The sequence below is a fragment of the Segeticoccus rhizosphaerae genome (assembly GCF_005222685.1).
Classification (GTDB): Bacteria; Actinomycetota; Actinomycetes; order Actinomycetales; family Dermatophilaceae; genus Segeticoccus; species Segeticoccus rhizosphaerae.
In genome coordinates this window covers 19,093-37,442 of record NZ_SWMA01000009.1, presented here as the reverse complement: position 1 = coordinate 37,442, position 18,350 = coordinate 19,093, and the positions used below count along the sequence as shown (strand labels likewise).

General features: G+C 70.9%; 13 protein-coding genes. 7 read left to right on the top strand and 6 right to left on the bottom strand.

What is annotated here, in order from left to right:
* The first annotated feature begins 47 nt into the window (after window positions 1-47).
* Genes aroA through FCN22_RS08675 form a run of 4 tightly spaced genes read left to right on the top strand, consistent with a single transcriptional unit; the run spans window position 48 to window position 7,141 of the window.
* Window positions 48-3,017, top strand: a complete 2,970-nt coding sequence (gene aroA / locus FCN22_RS08690) for a 3-phosphoshikimate 1-carboxyvinyltransferase (protein WP_137121157.1) — start codon at window positions 48-50, stop codon at window positions 3,015-3,017.
* Window positions 3,014-4,234, top strand: a complete 1,221-nt coding sequence (locus FCN22_RS08685) for an acyl-CoA dehydrogenase family protein (RefSeq protein ID WP_202911480.1) — start codon at window positions 3,014-3,016, stop codon at window positions 4,232-4,234. Before aroA ends, FCN22_RS08685 begins: the two co-directional genes overlap by 4 nt.
* Window positions 4,231-5,100 carry an SDR family oxidoreductase gene (locus tag FCN22_RS08680; protein ID WP_137121156.1) on the top strand — a complete coding sequence of 290 codons (870 nt, stop codon included), beginning with the start codon at window positions 4,231-4,233 and terminating at the stop codon, window positions 5,098-5,100. Before FCN22_RS08685 ends, FCN22_RS08680 begins: the two co-directional genes overlap by 4 nt.
* Window positions 5,093-7,141: an oxidoreductase gene (locus FCN22_RS08675; RefSeq protein WP_137121155.1), complete on the top strand. Its 2,049-nt coding sequence runs from the start codon at window positions 5,093-5,095 to the stop codon at window positions 7,139-7,141. The genes FCN22_RS08680 and FCN22_RS08675 overlap by 8 nt, the downstream gene beginning before the upstream one ends.
* A 49-nt stretch (window positions 7,142-7,190) precedes the next feature.
* Here FCN22_RS08675 and FCN22_RS08670 read toward each other — a convergent pair whose 3' ends face one another.
* Together FCN22_RS08670 and FCN22_RS21580 are read right to left on the bottom strand one after the other, a co-directional pair.
* On the bottom strand, window positions 7,191-7,706 hold the full coding sequence (locus FCN22_RS08670) for an RsiG family protein (RefSeq protein WP_137121154.1): 516 nt from the start codon (window positions 7,704-7,706) through the stop codon (window positions 7,191-7,193).
* Between the two features lie 76 nt (window positions 7,707-7,782).
* Window positions 7,783-9,456 carry a peptidoglycan-binding domain-containing protein gene (locus tag FCN22_RS21580; protein ID WP_162308163.1) on the bottom strand — a complete coding sequence of 558 codons (1,674 nt, stop codon included), beginning with the start codon at window positions 9,454-9,456 and terminating at the stop codon, window positions 7,783-7,785.
* Window positions 9,457-9,682: 226 nt separating this feature from the next.
* On the opposite strand from FCN22_RS21580, the gene FCN22_RS08660 reads away from it, so the two are divergent.
* Together FCN22_RS08660 and FCN22_RS08655 are read left to right on the top strand one after the other, a co-directional pair.
* Entirely contained in the window at window positions 9,683-12,397 is a 2,715-nt protein-coding gene (locus tag FCN22_RS08660; protein ID WP_137121153.1) for a putative bifunctional diguanylate cyclase/phosphodiesterase, read from the top strand.
* A gap of 84 nt (window positions 12,398-12,481) precedes the next feature.
* Window positions 12,482-12,829, top strand: a complete 348-nt coding sequence (locus tag FCN22_RS08655; RefSeq protein WP_137121152.1) for a hypothetical protein — start codon at window positions 12,482-12,484, stop codon at window positions 12,827-12,829.
* 102 nt (window positions 12,830-12,931) lie between these two features.
* Here FCN22_RS08655 and FCN22_RS08650 read toward each other — a convergent pair whose 3' ends face one another.
* From FCN22_RS08650 to FCN22_RS08640, 3 genes are all read right to left on the bottom strand, one after another.
* A complete protein-coding gene (locus FCN22_RS08650) occupies window positions 12,932-14,167 on the bottom strand; it encodes a GGDEF domain-containing protein (RefSeq protein WP_137121151.1) in 1,236 nt (411 codons plus the stop codon).
* Window positions 14,168-14,249: 82 nt separating this feature from the next.
* Complete coding sequence (locus FCN22_RS08645) at window positions 14,250-15,062, bottom strand: FliA/WhiG family RNA polymerase sigma factor (RefSeq protein ID WP_137121150.1); 813 nt, start codon at window positions 15,060-15,062, stop codon at window positions 14,250-14,252.
* Between the two features lies 1 nt (window position 15,063).
* Window positions 15,064-15,483, bottom strand: coding sequence for a hypothetical protein (locus FCN22_RS08640; RefSeq protein WP_137121149.1), 420 nt, complete (start codon window positions 15,481-15,483; stop codon window positions 15,064-15,066).
* A 304-nt stretch (window positions 15,484-15,787) separates the two neighbouring features.
* Here FCN22_RS08640 and FCN22_RS08635 point away from each other — a divergent pair, with 304 nt between their 5' ends.
* A complete protein-coding gene (locus tag FCN22_RS08635; RefSeq protein WP_137121148.1) occupies window positions 15,788-17,077 on the top strand; it encodes a hypothetical protein in 1,290 nt (429 codons plus the stop codon).
* 90 nt (window positions 17,078-17,167) lie between these two features.
* On the opposite strand, the gene FCN22_RS08630 is transcribed toward FCN22_RS08635, so the two are convergent.
* Window positions 17,168-18,346 carry an SIS domain-containing protein gene (locus tag FCN22_RS08630; RefSeq protein WP_137121147.1) on the bottom strand — a complete coding sequence of 393 codons (1,179 nt, stop codon included), beginning with the start codon at window positions 18,344-18,346 and terminating at the stop codon, window positions 17,168-17,170.
* Between the last annotated feature and the right edge of the window lie 4 nt (window positions 18,347-18,350).

Sequence of the window (18,350 nt, the reverse complement as noted above, 5' to 3'; positions counted from 1 at the left end):
GGTCGCGGAGGGTTTACCGATGGTGGAAGGTGGTTAGTCTCTTGGGCGTGTACCTGTCCGTCGACGGCAGCGAGGGCCGTGTCGCGGGTGAGGTGGTGGTGCCGAACTCGAAGTACCACGCACACCGCGCGCTGATCCTCGCGTCTCTCGCGCACGGAGAGAGCCGCGTGGTCGGGCTGTCGGACGCTCGCCATGTGCGCTACACCGTCCAGATGCTGCGCCAGCTCGGGACGCGGATCGACGTCGAGGGTGACACCTTCCTCGTGCACGGCGGTCCCTACCGTCCTCGCAGGGAGGTCGTCACCGCGGGCAGCTCGGGCACGACCCTCTACTTCATGACCGGCCTGGCGTCGTTGGCTGACCGTCCGGTCACCGTGACCGGACAGAAGTACTTCCAGCGGCGCCCTCTTGTCCCACTCCTGTCCGCTCTCGAGCAGCTGGGGGTGCGTCTGGAGTCCGCCGACGGCTGCCCACCGATCACGATCCGACCCGGTCGGCCGTCCGGCGGCCGGGTGGCCATCGACGGCACGTTGTCACAGTGGATCTCCGGACTGCTTCTGCTCGCACCGTTCGCCACCGCACCGACGGTCATCGAGGTGGAGGGCTCGGCCAACGAACGCACCTACCTCGCCCTGACCGTGCGCATGATGCGGCAGTTCGGACTCCGGGTCGAGGTGAGTGAGGACTGGCGCCGGTTCGAGGTCGAGCCGGACCAGGAGGCGGCGCCGACGAGGTTGCTGCTGCCCCCCGACGTGGGGTCGGCGGCCTTCGGGCTCGCCGCGGCCGCCGTCCATCCGGCTGACGTGCTGCTGCACGGGATGACTGCGGTGAGCAGTGACCAGACCGACCATCCCGAGGCCGAGGTCCTCGACATCATGACCCGGATGGGGCTCGGCATGTCGCTCGACGCAGCCGCCCGCTCCGTGCGGGTGAGTCACGACGGGCACCCGCTGGAGAGCACCCGCGTGGACTGTCGCGATCTTCCCGACATGCTGCCCGTGCTGGCGGCGATGGCCACCTTCGCCCGAGGGACAACGGTGTTCGACCATGTCTCGCACACCCGACTGAAGGAGTCGGATCGCGCTTCGGCCATGCTCCAGCTCAACCGGATGGGCGCACGGCTCGAGCTCGACGGGGACCGGCTGCTGGTCCATGGCGTGGCCGGCTTGACGGGCGCACCGCTGTCGTCGTTCAACGACCACCGGGTCCTCATGGCGCTGGCCGTCGCCGCCTCGCGGGCGCAGGGTGTGAGCCGGCTCAGCTACCCGCACGCCTACCAGATCTCCTACCCCACCTTCCTGGATGCGATGAACGCGATCGGTCTGCGGATGTCGGTGCGACAGGGGCGTGCCGCGGCAGCACCGCGCCGGCGGCACCCTCCCGGGGACCCGACCCGGACGCCCATCACGGAATGGGTGCGGCGCTGGGCCGCGAAGCGGCCCGAGCAGCCCGCCGTGATCGAGTGCTCGCGCTCGCGTTCGCGGGTGTGGACGTGGCAAGAGCTGGACCGGGAGGCGGGCCGGTTGGCCGGCGCACTGCTTGCTCTCGGTGTACGGCCGGGGGAGAGGGTGGCGTTCCAGCTGCCCAACCGGGGAGAGTTCGTCGCCGTCTCGCTGGCGATCCTGCGGGTGGGGGCGGTCTGCTGTCCGCTGATGCCCATCCTCCGGGAACGCGAGATCTCGTTCGCGTTGGACCGCTCAGGGGCGCGGGTGCTGTTCGTGCCCCACTCGTTCCGGGGGCGGGACCACGCGGCCGAGACGGCCGCCATGTGCCGGGCTGGCCGGACCCACCTCGACCATGTCGTCGTGCTGGGGGGCGAGGGCAGGTGGGCACCGCCCTCTGAGGGAGGGCCCGCCTGGCACGACTACGGCGCCCTTGTCGACGGTGCGCCGGTCGACTCGCAGCTGGCGTCCGGGCTGTCCGCCCGCCCGCGGCAGACGGCGCAGCTGCTGTTCACCTCGGGCACCTCGGGTGAGCCGAAAGGCGTTCTGCACCGGCACGATGTCCTCACCCGTGCCGCCGCCATGCAGGCGTCGCACCTGGGACTGGACGGCTCGGACTGTGTCTACGTGCCATCCCCCTTGGCCCACCAGACCGGCTTCCTCTACGGCATGTGGGTGGCGCTGCTGCTCGGTGCCCCCCAGGTGGTGCAGCCGGTCTGGGATCCCGACGTCGGCCTACGGGCTCTGCGTGAGCACGGCGGCACCGTCGTGCAGGCGGCCACGCCCTTCCTCGCGGACCTGGTGCGCGCGGTCGAGGGTGGTGCGCCGCGGCCCGAGACCCTCCGCGTGTTCGTGGCCACCGGAGCCGCCGTGCCCCGTGGCCTGGCCGAGCGGGCGACGCGGGTGCTCGACGCCGCGGTGTGCGGTGCATGGGGCACGACCGAGACGTGCCTGGGCACCTTGTCGGCGCCTGCCGACGAGCCCATCAAGGCCTGGGGCACCGACGGCCGGCCGCTGGCGGGCATCGAGGTGCGCATCACCGACGATCGGGGCCGGCCGCTTTCCCGCGGTGTGGAGGGCAACTTCGAGCTGCGCGGGCCGACCTTCTTCGAGGGCTACCTCGGGCACCCGGACTGGACGGCGCAGGCCTACACCGCCGACGGCTTCTTCCGCACGGGCGACCTCGGGATCCTGGATGAGTCCGGCTACATCCGGATCAGTGGCCGGGTCAAGGACATCATCAACCGGGGCGGGGAGAAGGTGCCGGTCTCGGAGATCGAGCAGCTGCTCTTCGAGCACCCGTCGGTCGACGACGTCGCCATCGTGGCGATGCCGGACCGTCGGCTGGGGGAGCGCGCCTGTGCCTTCGTCGTCCTCGCGCCCGACTCCGAGCTGGACTTCGAGTCGATGCAGAAGCACCTGGACAGCCACGAGGTGTCCAAGCACTATTGGCCGGAGCGGCTCGAGCTCGTGGACCACCTGCCACGCAATGCCACCGGCAAGGTGCAGAAGTTCGTGCTGCGCGAACGGGCCCGGGGGTTCCGGACCCGCACCGAGGAGGAGCTGCCGACGTGACCCAGACGACTCCGACATCCGTGGCGAGAGCTGTCGTGGACACCCATCAGACCGTGGACGAGGCGCGCTTCACCGCGCTCAAGGACGAGGTCGCCGCCTACGTGGCCGGACCGGGCGAGGTCTGGGCCGAGCGCATCGAGCGCGAGGGAGTGGTCGCACAGGGGCTGTGGGACGAGCTGCGGGAGCGCGGCTACCTTTCGCTGGCAGCGCCGCAGGAGTATGGCGGGGCGGGCCTGACGTTCTCCCATTACCTGCAGCTGCTCGAGCTGTTCTCGATGTCGCACGCGTCGTTGCGGATGATCGTGCACGTGTGCAACGGCGTCTGGCGGGCGATCGACCAGTTCGCCACCGACGAGCAACGAGCGCGCTTCGTCATACCGCAGGTCAAGGGGGAGAGCAGAGTGGCGTTCACCCTCACCGAGCCGACCGCCGGCACCGGGGCCGATCTGCGGTGCCACGTCACCCGTGAGGGCGACCGCTACCTGCTCTCCGGCGAGAAGCACCTGATCACCTTCGGCGTCAACTGCGACCGGTGGCTGCTGTTCGCCCGGCTGACGGGCAGCACCGGCAAGGAGGGCACGCTCGCCCTCATGGTGGACCGGTCGACCCCCGGTGTGACCGTCACACCGATGGCGGAGACGATGGGTGTGCGCGGCACCGACCACGCGCACCTGGTCTTCGAGGACGCGCCGGTGCCGGTCGCGGACCGGCTCGGCGCCGAGGGCCAGGGCCTGGAGGTCGCACTCGGCGGCTTCCTCACGCCGAGCCGGATCGCCGTGGGCATGACTTGCGTCGGGCTGGCCCGACGCGCCCAGGACCTTGCCGTGCACCACGCCCTGCACCGCACGACCTTCGGCAAGACCCTGTCCCAACGACAGGCGATCTCGTTCATGATCGCCGAGAACGCCGCCGACCTCGAGGCGGCTCGACAGCTCGTCGCCCATGCCGCTCGAGAGTGGGAGCGCGGCGACAGCGAGGACGTCGTCGCCGTGTCCTCCATGTGCAAGCTCGTCGCGGTGGACATGCTCACCAGGGTCACCGACAAGGCCCTGCAGATCCATGGCGGCATCGGCTACTGGTCCTCCAGCGCCATCGAGCGGGTCTATCGCGACGCCCGTGCCCAACGGTTCGAGGAAGGGACCAACGAGATCCAGAAGACGGTGATCGCCCGGGAGGTCCTGCGTCGGTACGAGCGGGACGGGGAGGCCGTCCGGTGACCGCCACGGAGCAGGCGGAACCGACTGCATCCTTCTCGCGCACCGTCTCGCTCATCACGGGCAGCTCTCGCGGGATCGGGCGTTCACTCGCGCTCTCGCTGGCCGCGCACGGCGGCACGGTCGTGGTCAACTACAAGAAGAACGAGGACCTCGCGGCCCAGACGCTCGCGGAGATCGAGCAGCGTGGAGGTGCCGGCACCATGGTGCAGGCCGACGTCGAGCAGCCGGCCGACATCGATCGCCTCTTCGACGTGGTCACTGAGCGCTACGGCCGCCTCGATCACTTCGTGAACAACGCGGCGGCCAGCTCGTTCAAGCGGATCCTCGACCTCGGGCAGCACCACCTCGACCGCTCCTATGCCATGAACGTCCGGTCGTTCGTCCTCGCCGCTCAGCGTGCGGTGCCGTTGATGCGCGACGGGGGGCGAATCGTCACGCTGTCGAGCTACGGCAGCCAACGGGCCTACCCCACCTACGCCAACCTGGGGACCGCGAAGGCCGCGCTGGAGGCCTGGGTGCGCTACATGGCCGTGGAGTTCGCGCCATACGGCATCAACGTCAACGCGGTCAACGGCGGCATCATCGAGTCCGACTCGTCCGCGTTCTTCTATGACGTCCCGGGAATGCCCCCGCTGGAGGAGGTCCTCGCCAAGGTGCCCAAGGCACGGATGGGCACGGTGCAGGAGGTCTCGGACGTCGTGCTCTTCCTGCTGTCCGCCGCCTCCGAGTACGTCACTGGTCAGACCCTCGTCGTCGACGGCGGCCTCAGTGTCGTGGCTCCGCCGTTCTACGCGGATGCGATGCCCCCGCTGTCGCTTCCCCCGCGGCCCGGCCCCGGCGCCGCCGGCGTGGGCCCGGATGCCTGACCTGCTCTGGCGGTCCGGCGCCATCGGTGGGCTTGTGCTGCCGCACCGCGTCGTCATGGGTGCGATGCACCTCGGACTGGAGGACCACGCGGACGGAGGCCGTGCCCTCGCCGCGTTCTACACCGAACGGGTTCGCGGCGGCGCCGGACTCGTCATCACCGGCGGCTGGGCCGTCAGCCGGGTCGGCGCCGCCGGTCCCCACTACGGCCTGCTCGACGAGCCGGCACACCGAGAGAGCCTCACCCGGGTGACGGAGGAGGTGCACGCGGCCGGAGGGCTGGTGGCCCTGCAGCTGTTCCACGCAGGCCGTTACGCCTCGAGAGCTTCGTTCGGCCTGTCGCCCGTCGCACCGTCGGCGCTGCCGAGCCGGTTCTCGCCGGACCCGCCGCGAGAGCTGAGCCCGGCAGAGGTGCGGACCACCGCCGGGGACTTCGCCCGAGGGGCCGCATCGGCTGCCTCGTCCGGCTTCGACGCCGTGGAGGTGATGGGCTCGGAGGGCTACCTGCTCAACCAGTTCGTCTCACCGCTGACCAACCACCGCGACGATGACTACGGCGGAGACCTCGAGCGACGGATGCGCTTGCCCCTGGACGTGGTTCGGCTGGTGCGGTCGGCCGTGGGTGAGCGGTTCCCCGTGATCTACCGGATGTCGGGCGCCGACCTTCTCCCCGGTTCGACGACGGCCGCCGAGACCCAGCGGTTCGCACGTGCGCTCGCGGCTGCCGGCGTGGATGCGCTGAACGTCGGCATCGGGTGGCACGAGTCTCCGGTGCCGACGGTGCAGCTGAACGTGCCGCCGGCCGCCTGGGCCGCCGAGGCCGCCGCGGTCAAGGCCGCGGTCGGCGACCTGCCCGTGATCGCAGGCAACCGCGTGAACCGGCTGGCCCAGGCGGAGGAGCTCCTGCGCGTCGGCGCGGCAGACTTCGTCTCGATGGCGCGCCCGTTCCTGGCTGATCCCGAGGTGGTGGGCAAGGGACGCTCGGCCCGGAGCCGTCTGGTCAACATCTGCATCGCCTGTGACCAGGCCTGCATCGACCGCTCGGTCGTCGACGAACCCGTGTCGTGCATGGTGAACCCGCGCGCCGCCCGGGAACTGTCGCTGGGGGAGGTGGGCAGGCCGAGTGCAGCCGGCGTCGGGAGGCGCTTCGCCGTCGTGGGTGGCGGCCCGGCGGGGCTGTCCGCCGCCCGTGGCCTGGCCCTGGCGGGCGCGGGGGTCGTGCTGTTCGAGCAGGCAGCCGAGCTCGGCGGCCAGTTTCGGATGGCCCGGCTCGTGCCGGGGAAGGCCGACTATGCCGAGACGGTGCGCTACTACGCCCACGAGCTCGACCGGCTCGGTGTCGAGGTCCACCTCGGGCAGCCCGTCGACGTGCGGCGCCTGACCGGCGACAACGATCTCGACGGCGTCGTCGTCGCGACCGGGGTGCGTCCTCGTGAGACGGCGCTGCCCGGATCGGATCTCGAGCACGTGCTCACCTATCCCGAAGCGTTCGCCGCGCTGGACCCGCGTGGCAGCACCCGTGGGCGGCTGGGCGCGCGGGTCGCGGTGATCGGCGGCGGTGGTGTGGCGGTCGACCTCGCACACCTGCTGACGCACGTCCAGGCCGGCGACGAGCTGGGACGCTTCCGGGACCACTACCTGCCCATCGCCGAGGGCTCCACCCCAGGCGTGGGTACCCCGGCACGGCAGGTCACCCTCATGCGGCGCTCCGGCCGGATCGGCACGGGGATCGGGCGGTCCACCCGCTGGGTCCTGCTCGGCGAGCTGCGCCGGTGGGGAACGGTGCTGCGCACGGGGGTCCGCTATGAGGCCATCGTGCCCGAGGGCGTGCTGGTCGTGGGGGCCGTCGGGAGGGAGCTGATCGCCGCAGACTCGGTCGTGGTGGCCGCCGGACAGGTGCCGCACGACCCCGTCTCCGGCGCCCTGGTCTCCCGCGGCCTGCCGAGCGTGGTCGTGGGGGGCGCCCGCGACACCGCAGGCCTCAACGCGGTGCGCGCCTTTGACGAGGGCCTCCTGGCCGCGTCCGAGCTCCTGAGCCGGTAGCGTCAGCGGCCGCGTTCCGGGGGTCGTGCGCCCCGACGGACGCCCTGCCTCAGCGTTCGTCGATGAGCCGCAGGACGGCCGAGCGGTCTGCCCTGTACCGGGCGATGAGCTCGGCGATCACTTCGTCCATCCGGGCGTGGATCTGGCTGCGGTAGCCACTGATCCGGTCGGCCACCGCCCGGGTCTCGGCGAGCACGTCCTGCACGTCGTCGGGGTCGTGCAGGTCGGGGTCACGGCTCCACCCGCCGCCCTCGGTGTCCGGGAGCTCGGTGAGCTCCTCGGCATGCCGGATCCGGACAAGCGCCGCCCGCTGGGTGCCCGGGTGGCGGTCGCGCAGGGCGTGTGCGAGCTCTCGCGCGTTGAGCAACCAGGACTGGTCCGTGCGGTGCGGGTTGTCCAACACCTTCTGCAACAGGTCGACCCGCCCGAAGAGCACCCGCCGGTGGTAGGACACGCGGTCCTCCTCGTCGCGCAGCAGCTGGCGATACCGACGCAGCTCATCCAGGGGGAGAGCAGCGAGGTCCTGGTGTTCCGAGACCTCGGTCAACTGGTCGGTTGCCTTCATTCGACTGCTCCACTTCGGCCGGGAGCCCCAAGGTTAGCGGCGCCGCCCCTTCGGACCGAGCCGGGACGCGCGGGCTCTACAGCGCCCGCCAGACCCGGGCGCTGACCACGCCGTTGACCGGCAGTCGGTGCGCGCTCTGGAAGGCCACCACCCAGGCGCGGGTCTTGGGCCCGAACACGCCGTCCAGCTCACGCGCCGGCATGCGCAGGGCCCGCTGCAGCACCTTGACGGAGACACCGCGGGACCCCACCCGCAGGACGACCTTCTCGTACTTCGCGTAGGGCCGCGCCTTGACGACGGTCACGGTGACCGTGCGCGAGGGCGACGCCGACGCGACATACCGGGAGGATCCGGTGTAGCGGGCCTGGTAGGCCGTCGTCACGCCGGGACGCTCCGTGGCGCGGAACCTCGCGGAAGCACCGGTCCGGAGTGACCGCAGAGGGCTCCAGACTCGCGAGCCGGCAGGCTTGCGGTAGAGCCGCACCGTCTCGCCGACGATCTTGCGACGTGAGGTGGTCAGCAGGTCGCCCGTCAGCATCACGTTGCGCCCCTTGGTGATCCGGGCGGCGGAGGCCGCGAGTGACACGTTGGTCCGGGCCTTCACGGGCTGCGACGGCTCCGGCGCCGGGGCGGTGATCACGGGCTGGGTCGGGGCCGGCGCAGGTGGTGGGGTGGCAGACACAGGCGGCCGGTAGCCCGGCGCGGTCACCTTGAGCAGGGCGCGCCAGGTGTTGACGCCGACGATCCCGTCCGCGGTGAGGTCCTGGGAGGCCTGGAACTGCCTGACCATGGCGTCGGTCGCAGGGCCGAACGAGCCGTCCGCACCGGCTCCCACGGCCTGTTGCACCGCCTTCACGGCGTTCCCGTGCATACCGAGCCGGGCCGACATCCCCGAGAAGGTGACCAGCGTCCGGTGCAACGCCGACGACCCGGGTTCCGGCTGGACGGTCGGATAGCTGCGGCACTTGGTGCCGTTGAAGGCACGACGGGTCGGTGCCCAGTTGAGGTCCGGCACCCTGCACGGCCCGTAGTCGAAGCTGTTGACCCGGCCGGTCCACCAGGTGGTCTGGCCCATTGCCCCGTTCCAGGACAGCGACAGGTGCACGTGGTTGCGGTGGCAGTAGGAGTCGTAGGCGGCGCCCGTCGCGGTGGTGAAGCAGTCCTCCCGGTAGTGCACCCAGCCGCCGTTGCTGGTGATCCAGGGCGACTTGTAGGTGTACCAGGCCCAGTTGTTCCAGATGATGTACTGGATCCCGAGGCGACGCAGGTTCGCGCCGGGGTTGCCCGAGCTGTCCTTGGCGAGCAGCCATTGCACCAAGCTGTCGCCGACGGCCCGGCCGCTGCTGGTGCGGGCATTCGTGGCGAAGTCGATGGCGCGGCCGTCGTAGTGCTCGGTCGTCGGGATGGTGCTGGAGCCGCAGGAACGCGACAGGCTGTAGCTGGTCCCCGGGTAGGTGTTCACCAGCAGCTTGGCGAGCTTGACCGTCCCGGGCTTGTCCGACGTGTCGCACGAGCTCGCCGACACGTGGATGGCGTAGTCCTCGATGCTCCTCGGCAACGTCGGGGTCGTCGGTGGCCGGAGCGCCTGCGCGGCGGTGTTGCGGGCAGAGGGCGCCGGGTTCGCCGGCGCCATGGCGCCGACCTGCGGTGTGGCAGCAGCGCTGGACGCGGGGGGAGGGGCGGCCTGGGCGACCCCTGGGAGCAGGAGCACGGTGGCCGTGGCGAGCGCGGCGGCGGAGGTGGTGCGCACTGCGCGGGGCTGGCGGTGTCGGGACATGGCGGTCGGGGGCTCCGTGGTGTCGTGAGGGTGAGCGTTCTCCCGTCCTATCGGCACCGGCACCTTCCACTTGAACCTTCAATCGAGATCAATTTGTCGTGGTGGGCCGTTCTCGACCATCCGTGTTGCTGTCTTTGTCTCGGAGTCGGGCATCATGGAGTTCGCTGGGTAGGCGGAGCCGGGGCTGGACGGGAGCAGGGTGGACGAGCGGGCAGTGATCGGGCCGACCGGTTTCTGGCCGGTCGACGAGCCGGGTGGGCTTTTGCCGGCGCCCCCTTCGAAGGCCACCTCGGGCGCGTCGTGGCCGCGTTCCCGACCGGGCGCCGCGGTCGACGAATGGCCGCCCGCGACGCTGCAGCGTTGGGTGGCCATCGTGCTCGCCGTCGGGTTGCTGGGCCCCCTCGGCGCGCTGATCCGGCGGGGCCTCGCGCCGGGGCCCCTCACCACGCCGATCTTCTGGCTGGTGCTCGTCCTCAACTTCGCGATGCTCGCCGCCGGCGTCGTGTCGGTGCGTCGCGGCGAGCGCTCCTTCCGCTATGCGCTCGGCGACCTGGCCGTGCTCGTCTCGGTCGCCGTGACCAGCCCGGCCGCCACGATCCTGGCGGCCTTGCTCGCCCGCAGCGCGCTGTTGCTTCGCGACTACGTCCTGCACCCCGACGAACGGCTCCGGGCGCTCTTCAACTTCGGGTCGGGGCTGCTGGTCACCAGCCTGACCGCGCTCCTCGTCTCGTCGTTCGACGCCTTGCCGTGGAACTACGTGCTGGGCGTCCTCGTCGCCAGCGCGATGGGGGAACTCTGCCTCTGGGGCTGCTACCGGCTCACCTACCCGGTGCAGCTGACCTCGCACGTGTTCAGGGTCGGCATACTGCGAACCAGCATCCCGGTGCTCGTCGCCTTCGTGCTCGGGATGGTGCTGCTCCTCCCCGTGGACGACTACGTGCTGGTCCTGGTCCCGCTCTCGGCCGCCCTCGTGTGGAAGCTGCTCTACGAGCTGGCTGAGGTCAGGCACGAGCGGGCCACCTGGGAGAACCTGGACGAGCACAACGCCAGCCTCCTCGGCCGCAGCGACGAACTGGAGATCGCCAGTCTGGCCGCCGCGAACGCCGTGCGGATCTTCCCGGTCACCGAGTGCGCCATCACGGTCTATCCCAATCCGCAGCAGTTCGGCTCCAGCGGCCATGTGGTCCGGGCCCGACGCAACGCCGATCAGGTCAGCGTGACGCCGCTGCCCCCGAACTATCGGGTCCCGTCGGCGCCGGCAGCGCCCTACGTCACGGCCACCGAGGCCGTCGGTGCGTTGAGCGCAGCGAGTCGGGTGCTGGGTCACTGCGAGCTGAGCTTCCACGGCCACCAGCGGCACACGAGACAGCTGTCGCGGGTGCTCTCCCAGTTCCTGTCCTCGGCTGCCTCGACGCTCATGCTGGCCCGGCAGCACGACTCGATGCGCAGCTACGCGGAGTCCAAGGCGCGTGAGGCGGAGCAGGACCAGTTGACCATGCTGGGGAACCGGACCCGGCTCTACCGCGGCGGTGCCCGGGCGCTGCGGGCGGCGCGGTCACGAGGCCGGCACGCCTCGCTGATCATCTTCGACCTCGACGGGTTCAAGCGGATCAACGACACCCTCGGCCACGCCACGGGTGATGAGGTCCTCAAGGTGGTCGCCGACCGGATCCGTGCCCTGGTGGGCCGTTCCGACATCGTCGCTCGTGTCGGTGGCGACGAGTTCGTGGTGTTCGCCGGCGATCTTGCCCGTCCGGAGGAAGCGCTTCGGTATGCCGAGGTGATCGCCGCCGCCGTGTCCCACACCATCCCGCTGGAGGAGATCCAGCTGGCCGTGGAGACGTCCCTCGGCATCGCGCACGCAGAGGCCGGCGTCGGGATATCGGAGCTGTTGAAGCGGGCTGACATCGCCCTCTACGAGGCGAAGGTCAACAAGGACAGCCGGCCCCAGGTCTACGAGCCTCGGATGGCCCAGCACACCCCGGAGCAGCTGTTGCTCACCGTCGACCTGCGGGCCGCGCTGGACCGGGCGGAGAGGGCTCCGGCAAGGCACGCGGGTCACGTGTCCGACAGTGACGTGCCCCGTGCCGGGCTGGTGCTGCACTATCAGCCGCAGATCGACCTGCGCACGGGCGCCGTCGTCGGAGCGGAGGCTCTGGTGCGTTGGCACCATCCGATCCGGGGCCTGCTCTACCCGGACGCGTTCGTCCCCCTGGCCGAGCAGTCGGGCATGATCACCGCCTTCACCTCCCAGGTGGTCGACGACGTCCTCCGGGATCACGCCGAGCTGCGCGAACGACTGGACGTCGGCTCCGACGCGTTCACGGTCTCGGTGAACGTTTCCGCGCGCAACCTGCTCGACCTGTCCCTCCCACGTCACATCGAGCAACGACTCGCCCATCACGGTGTCCCTCCGGAGCAGCTCGTCATCGAGATCACCGAGTCGGCCAACGTCCACGACTGGACCAGCGCCGAACGAGTGATGCGCGTCCTGGCCGAGCTGGGCTGCCGGATCTCCATCGACGACTTCGGAACGGGGTTCTCCTCCATCCAGTCGCTGCTGCAGCGGCAGGGGACCATCCGGGAGCTCAAGGTGGACAAGTCCTTCGTCCGCGATCTCGCAGGGGCCAGCCCGGCACAGTCCTCGGTCGTCCAAGCGATCATCCACATGGCGCACGGCACCGACTGCGTGGTGGTCGCGGAAGGAGTCGAGAGCGCCGAAGTGGTGGCCCTGCTCCAGGAAATGGGCTGTGACATCGGCCAGGGCTACTGGTTCGGTCGGCCACTCGCCCTTGCCGCGGTCACGGACTGGACGGCCGCCTGGCGGGAGCGGTGGACGCGGGCTGCACCGCACCCCGGGCAGGACCTTTTCGGCAAAGTGGCCCCGGCGCTGGGGGGCGACGTGTCAGAGTAGGTCTCCCGGGCCACTGTGGCATCGACTCACTACTGTTCGTCCCGCGCCCAAAGGCCCGGAAGCACTGTGACAAGGACCTTTCCGATGAACCGACTGCGCGACGCGATCCACGCGAAGATGACCGCTGACGGCATACCCTTCGCGAGGGGCAGCGTGCGCGTGGAGGACGCTGCATTCGAGACGGGCATCTACAACACGTCGGACGAGAGCTTCAACGACGTCACGTTCGTCGTGGAGGTCTCCTATCTCGACCCGGCCAGTCGTCAGGTGCGACGGACCGCGCTCCGAATCCCCGCCGAGGGCTGGTCTGAGCTGTGGGACCAGGCGCGCCAGGGCATCGTGGCGGCTGCGAACGCTGCACACCTCGAAGGATCCGCTCGACCCGGCGGCCCCGGCGGCGACGGGGACCGGAGTCCGCCGCTCGCCGTCTGAACGGCGCCGTCCATCACTCTCGCCTGGTCTGTGGACCGGGCATTCCGATGCGCGGAGGCGTTGCGGTTGCTTCCATGCACGGTGCAGGGCGGCAGCCGGTGCTCACGTGTCGATGACCACCTGGTTGCGACCGGCGCGCTTTGCCCGGTAGAGGTTCTCGTCGGCCCGGGCGAGGAGCGCGTCAACGCTGTCTCCGTCGCGCGGGTGGACGGCGCCACCGACGGACACGGTGAGGCGCACCGAGCCGCGGGGGAGCGGCACCACGTGCCGCTCCACCCCCTTGCGCAGCCGTTCGGCGACCTGGAGCAGCTGGGGTAGTCGGATGTCCGGAAGCAGGACGACGAACTCCTCGCCGCCGAAGCGACCGACCAGATCGCCCGAGCGCACCAGCTGCTCGAGCACCGCCGCCGCCTCGCGCAGCACGCGGTCGCCATCGAGGTGTCCATGGGTGTCGTTGACCCATTTGAAGTGGTCCATGTCGAGCACCAGCACACCGACCTGCCTTCCGGTCCGGTTCTGGCCGATCTCGTGGGCAGCCCGTTCCTTCCACCAGTCGTGGGCGGCCAGGCCGGTCTTCGCGTCCCGGTTGGCTCGACGCTCCAACAGGTCGTGCAGCAGCGCCCGCTGGACGAGCACGAGAGAGGGGAGGCCGAGCAGGAACATGGCCGGCGACACGGTCCAGGCCCAGGCGATGAGGCCGCCGTGGCAGAGCAGGGCCACCTCCACGAGGAAACCGGTGGCGGTCTCCTTGATCCGCAGGTGCTCCGAGCGGTAGAGCGCGTAACCGATGCTGGTCAGCGCGTTGGACAGCACCGCAAAGGTCACGGCTGCCGCCAGCACGGCGACCACTTCGAGGGAGTCGGCGCGCAAACCCGGCCGAGGCAGGTGGTTGACCGCGAGGTGGACGACCGAGGCCACCCAGCCGCTGATGCCGGTGATCGAGACGTAGGAGATGAGCCGCGACCGTCGGTAGGACGCGCCGGCCGTGGCAGCCGTGACCACGCCGGCCACCCAGCGCGCCACCATGATGGCGAAGAGCATGAGCGGGAAGGGAAGCAGCAACACCGCCGCGAAGACCCAGACGGCGTCGAGTGAGAGCCCGAAACGGGATGACCGGGCGAGCCTGGGCGTGCTTCGGGTCGAGGCGAGCAGGGTCACCGCGATCGCGATGGTCAGGACCAGGCCGATGCCGATCTCGTTGCGGTGGACCTCGGAGTGGTAGACCACCGACTGGAGGCACAACAGCGCCGCGATCACGGCAATGGCAAAGTGGTACACGCTGGAGGGGAGCGGCTCGCGGGGAACGGCTCGCACGGTCCGGTGCTCTCGCTGCGTCATGGCTCCTTGCCATCCTGTCGGGCGCCTTCGGCCTTCTCCAACCATCGGCGCCTCCCACCGGCCGGTTGAGCCCCCAGCCGCCTCAGACGTGGGCGGTGAGGTGCGCCCGAAGCCTCTTCTGGGCGCGGCCGTGCAGCTGGCACGCCCGCGACTCGGTCACACCGAGGACCTGGCCGATCTCCGCGAGCGTGAACTCCTCGAAGTAGTAGAGGGTGATCACGATGCGGTCGTTCTCGGGGAGCAGCCGCACGCCCCGCAGCAGCTCCTGCTTGAGCTCCGCGTCCTCGAGGTCCTCGCCGAGCACCTCTCCGGTCGACGGCGCGAGCAGCTCGCCGAGCGTGGACTGGTCGTCCTGGCCGCCGATCCGGCGGTCGAGGGAGAGCACGCTCGTCGTCGCGGTCCGGGTGTAGACGCCGCGCAGCTCGGGCAGCGTCACGCCGGCGGCATCGGCGACCTCCTCGTCGGTGGGGGTGCGTTGCAGCTCGAGCTCGAGCCTCTCGTGGGCCTGGTCGACCGCCTTGATCTTGCTCCGCACCGAGCGCGGCACCCAGTCCATGGTGCGCAGTCGGTCGTAGATGGCCCCCTTGATCCGTTGCTGGGCATAGGTCTCGAACTTGATACCGAGCCCCGGGTCAAACTTCTCGATGGCGTCGAACAGCCCGAACATCCCGTCGCTGTAGAGATCTCCCGGGTCCACCGTGGAGGGCAGACCCGAGCGGAGCCGACCGGCGACGAACTTCACCAGCGGGGCATGGTGCAGGATGAGCCGCTCGCGGGCGGCTTCATCGCCCGTCCGCTTGTAGAAGGACCACAGTTCGGGCTCGTCGTGGACGTCCGCGAGTGACTGCGGCTCATGGGTGAGGTCGGCCCCTCCGGCCTCGTCGTCCGGGATCATCTCAGCGCTCCTCGACCAGGCCGGCACGGGCCGCCGCCACCCACACGCCGCACGGCCACCCGGTGCCGGAGCAGAGGCTGCACGAGACCACTCCGTCGTCCACCGAGCGCGACTGGGAGTGGTCGCGGCACAGCTGTTCCAGCACTTCCTCGGCGGGCGTCCGCCGCCCCTCCACGACGAGGTCGCGGCCCACCACGATCGGCAGCACGGCCACCGCCTGGGCGTGCGCCGCCCCCTCCATCCCGAAGGGCAGGTGCTCTCGCAGCGCCTCCTCCAGCAACGAGAGCAGTTCGTTGTCGGCGTCGACCTCGATGGACTGTTCCGTCGCGGCGCTGGCATCGACCTGGAGCGTGACGGTGAGGGGGTCAGCGCGGGGGCGATCCGCAGTGGGCGAGGCGTGTCGCCTGCGAAAGAGCCTCATTTCTCCACACTTCCATCGGGGCGGCGCCCGTCCGGCACGACGCTACCAGCGGGACCAATGGTGCTGCTGGGGCGAAATGCCCACTTTACGAGGTCTTTACGGTGTTGCCTGCGCGGCCGCCCGCCTCTCGGAGGCACCGTCGAGGGTGAGGAGTCCAACCGACCTCTCAGGTCGGCGGCTGCGGGTGGCGATAGGGAGTCGACGTGTGCCACACCCACGGCTCGGTGTGGCGCCTGGTGTCCGGCAGACCCGGCCCGGCGACGGACTGAACATTCCTTCATCACCGACCGAACGGCGAGGTTCCATGCGCACCAGGCTGTTGCTCCCGGCAATCCTCGCCCTGGCGCTGGGCGGGTTGACCGGGAGTGCCGTAGCCCCCGTGGCCACGACCGCTCCTGTGGTGACCGGGTCGGACTCCGTGCCCGCCTGGGTCAGCCGGGTCGGCCAGCTCGGCCACGGACTCGATTCGGCACCGCCGGTCCGCCGGGCGCTCGAGCCGCAGCCGGTGCACCGTGCGGTCGCGACGCCGATGCGGGTGCCGGGTGTCAACCCGGTCGGCTCGTCCGCGCCGTGTCTGCGGACCGGGACCGGCGGCTACCGCTTCCAGGCGATCTACGCGACAGCGAAGGGTTATCCCGACCGCTACCGGACGGTGGCGCCCAGGATCCGGCAGTGGATCGGTGAGGCGAGCACCGAGGTGTGGTTCGCCTCGGCCGGCCGCTCCTACGGTCAGCGGATGCGCTGGGTGACCTCGGAGCCCGCCTCCGGGCGGTGTGTCGTGTCCGTGCGCAAGGTGGTGGTGCCGGCCAGCGCCTATGCCGGTCCGGCCAGGCTGTGGGCCCACCTGCGGCGGCTCGGCTACACCAGCCCGCGGCGTCACTACGTGGTCTGGGCGGAGACGCCGCCGCGGCAGCGCGTCTGCGGGCTCGGGGAGACCTTTCTCGACGACACCCCTCGTCCGGCGGACAACTGGCACAACCGGATGGCGCTGTTTGCCTGGCTCACGCCGCCCTGTTGGGAGGGCGGTCTGCTGCACGAGGCCCTGCACACGCTCGGCGCGGTGCAGCCGGGCGCGCCCTACGCGAGCGCCCACGGCCACTGCCGGGACACGGCCGACATCATGTGCTACCAGGACGCGAGCGGGACCAGACTGGTGCGGCGGTGCGCCGTGCCGCTGCGACTGCGGCAACCCTTCGCAGGGATGGTGGACTGCGGGCGGGACACCTACTACAACGTGTCGCCCCGCAAGGGCAGCTACCTCGCGCGCCACTGGAACGTCGCGCGCTCACCGTTCCTGCAGCGCACCGGTCCTGCGCCCCTCGGCCCGCGCGTGGCCTCGGCATCCGGCCCGCGCACGGCCCGGATCGGCCGACCGTTCACCCTGCGCTCCGCGGGGCGCCGCACCCCGGCCGGTGCTTACCGAGCGGTGCCGTTCTGGGTGGCACCCGCGGGCTGCGGCCTCAGTGATCCCTACCGCGCGACCACCCGGGCCCGGTGCACCAAGGGCACGGGCCGCAAGGTCTTCCGGGCGGCGGCCGTCGACCGCTACGGCAGGGTGGGAGTCAAGAGCGTCGTCGTCCGGGTCACCCGCTGAGGATCGGTGGGCGCGAGGCCCTGTTGACAGCGAGCGACCCACGAGGTGCGGAGTGCGCGAGGCGGTGCGGGCGTGGGGTTTCGGCGCTGGTCAGGTCCGTGGCAGCTTGGCGCCGCTCAGGGCGACGGCCTCGCGGTAGAGGCGCTCCTCCCGGCGGATCAGGTCCGGGTTGACCCCCTCTGCGCGCACGAGGCCGACGGTCAGGTGCTGCAGGGCCAACGCCCCGCCGAGCAGGGACGTCCAGGCGTCGGGCAGTCCGGCACCGGCACCACCCGGCAGCACCACCAGACCGGCGCTCGCGGTGGCGGGATCGATGGCGTCAGCAAGGGAAGGGCTGACGATTGCCGCCGTCCGCAGGCCGATGTGCCGTGCTGAGCGCAACAGTTCCGCCACGCGGTCAGCGGACGGTCTCGCTTCGGCTCCGCCGGTCGCGATGGCGACCAGGGCGGAGTCCCGGTCGTGACCGGCGAGGTGGCCGTGCTGCGTGTCCTCCACCCCGAGCGCGTTCGTCGGCAGCCGTGCACCCTCGGCAACCTTGAGCGCCAGCTCGCGTGCGGTGGGCACGTCGACCAGGCTACCGGCGGCGATGAGCCGGCGAGCGCCGTGCAGGCCGCTGGCGACCTCTGCGGCCACCTCCCGGATCGAGTCCAGCTCCTGCAGGTATGACGTGAGCTCGGCTGCGGGGAAGGGCGAACCCCGGTAGGCGGCGGCCACCGAGATGGCGGCGAGGATCGGCGAGACGTAGCCGACGGTGTGGCAGTAGGACGCGTCCTTCAGGGGCGTCTGCAGGATGTCGTCAGCCACGCGGCGGACCGGGCCTTCGGTCGAGGCGGTGACCAGCGCGGTGCTCGCCCCGGCCTCCCGGGCGGCGGCCAGCGCGGCCGCCGTCGACCGGGTCATGCCGCCGTGCGAGATACCGAGGCACAGGCCCCGAGCCCGCGGCGCCAGCTCCTGGTCCGAGGACTCGCGAGCCTCCGCCGGCCCCGCCGCGACAGGCGAACCGGACACGGCGTCGTTGAGGATCAGCGCCGTCGCGCGGGCGCCGTGGCCCGAGGTCCCGACTCCGGTCACGACCAGAGGGTCCCCGGCCTCCACGACCTCCCTGATCCGCGCGGCGAGTCGTGCGGCTGCCTCGCCCGTGGTGTCGGCGAGCTGCGAGGGGAGGGCGCTCTCGGCTGCGATCATCTCCTCCATGACCCAGGGCGGAGCTTGGCGCAGCTCCGGGAAGACCGCCCCGTCATACCAGTCCGGTGTCTCCGGTGATGTCATCTCA

What these genes read in the sequence shown, in the direction of transcription:
- FCN22_RS08635 (WP_137121148.1), top strand. Translation starts at nt 15,788, where the DNA reads ATGCGCACCAGGCTGTTGCTCCCGGCAATCCTCGCCCTGGCGCTGGGC.
- FCN22_RS08645 (WP_137121150.1), bottom strand. Translation starts at nt 15,062, where the DNA reads ATGATCCCGGACGACGAGGCCGGAGGGGCCGACCTCACCCATGAGCCG.
- FCN22_RS08630 (WP_137121147.1), bottom strand. Translation starts at nt 18,346, where the DNA reads ATGACATCACCGGAGACACCGGACTGGTATGACGGGGCGGTCTTCCCG.
- FCN22_RS08670 (WP_137121154.1), bottom strand. Translation starts at nt 7,706, where the DNA reads ATGAAGGCAACCGACCAGTTGACCGAGGTCTCGGAACACCAGGACCTC.
- FCN22_RS08655 (WP_137121152.1), top strand. Translation starts at nt 12,482, where the DNA reads ATGAACCGACTGCGCGACGCGATCCACGCGAAGATGACCGCTGACGGC.
- FCN22_RS08675 (WP_137121155.1), top strand. Translation starts at nt 5,093, where the DNA reads ATGCCTGACCTGCTCTGGCGGTCCGGCGCCATCGGTGGGCTTGTGCTG.
- FCN22_RS08640 (WP_137121149.1), bottom strand. Translation starts at nt 15,483, where the DNA reads ATGAGGCTCTTTCGCAGGCGACACGCCTCGCCCACTGCGGATCGCCCC.
- FCN22_RS08650 (WP_137121151.1), bottom strand. Translation starts at nt 14,167, where the DNA reads ATGACGCAGCGAGAGCACCGGACCGTGCGAGCCGTTCCCCGCGAGCCG.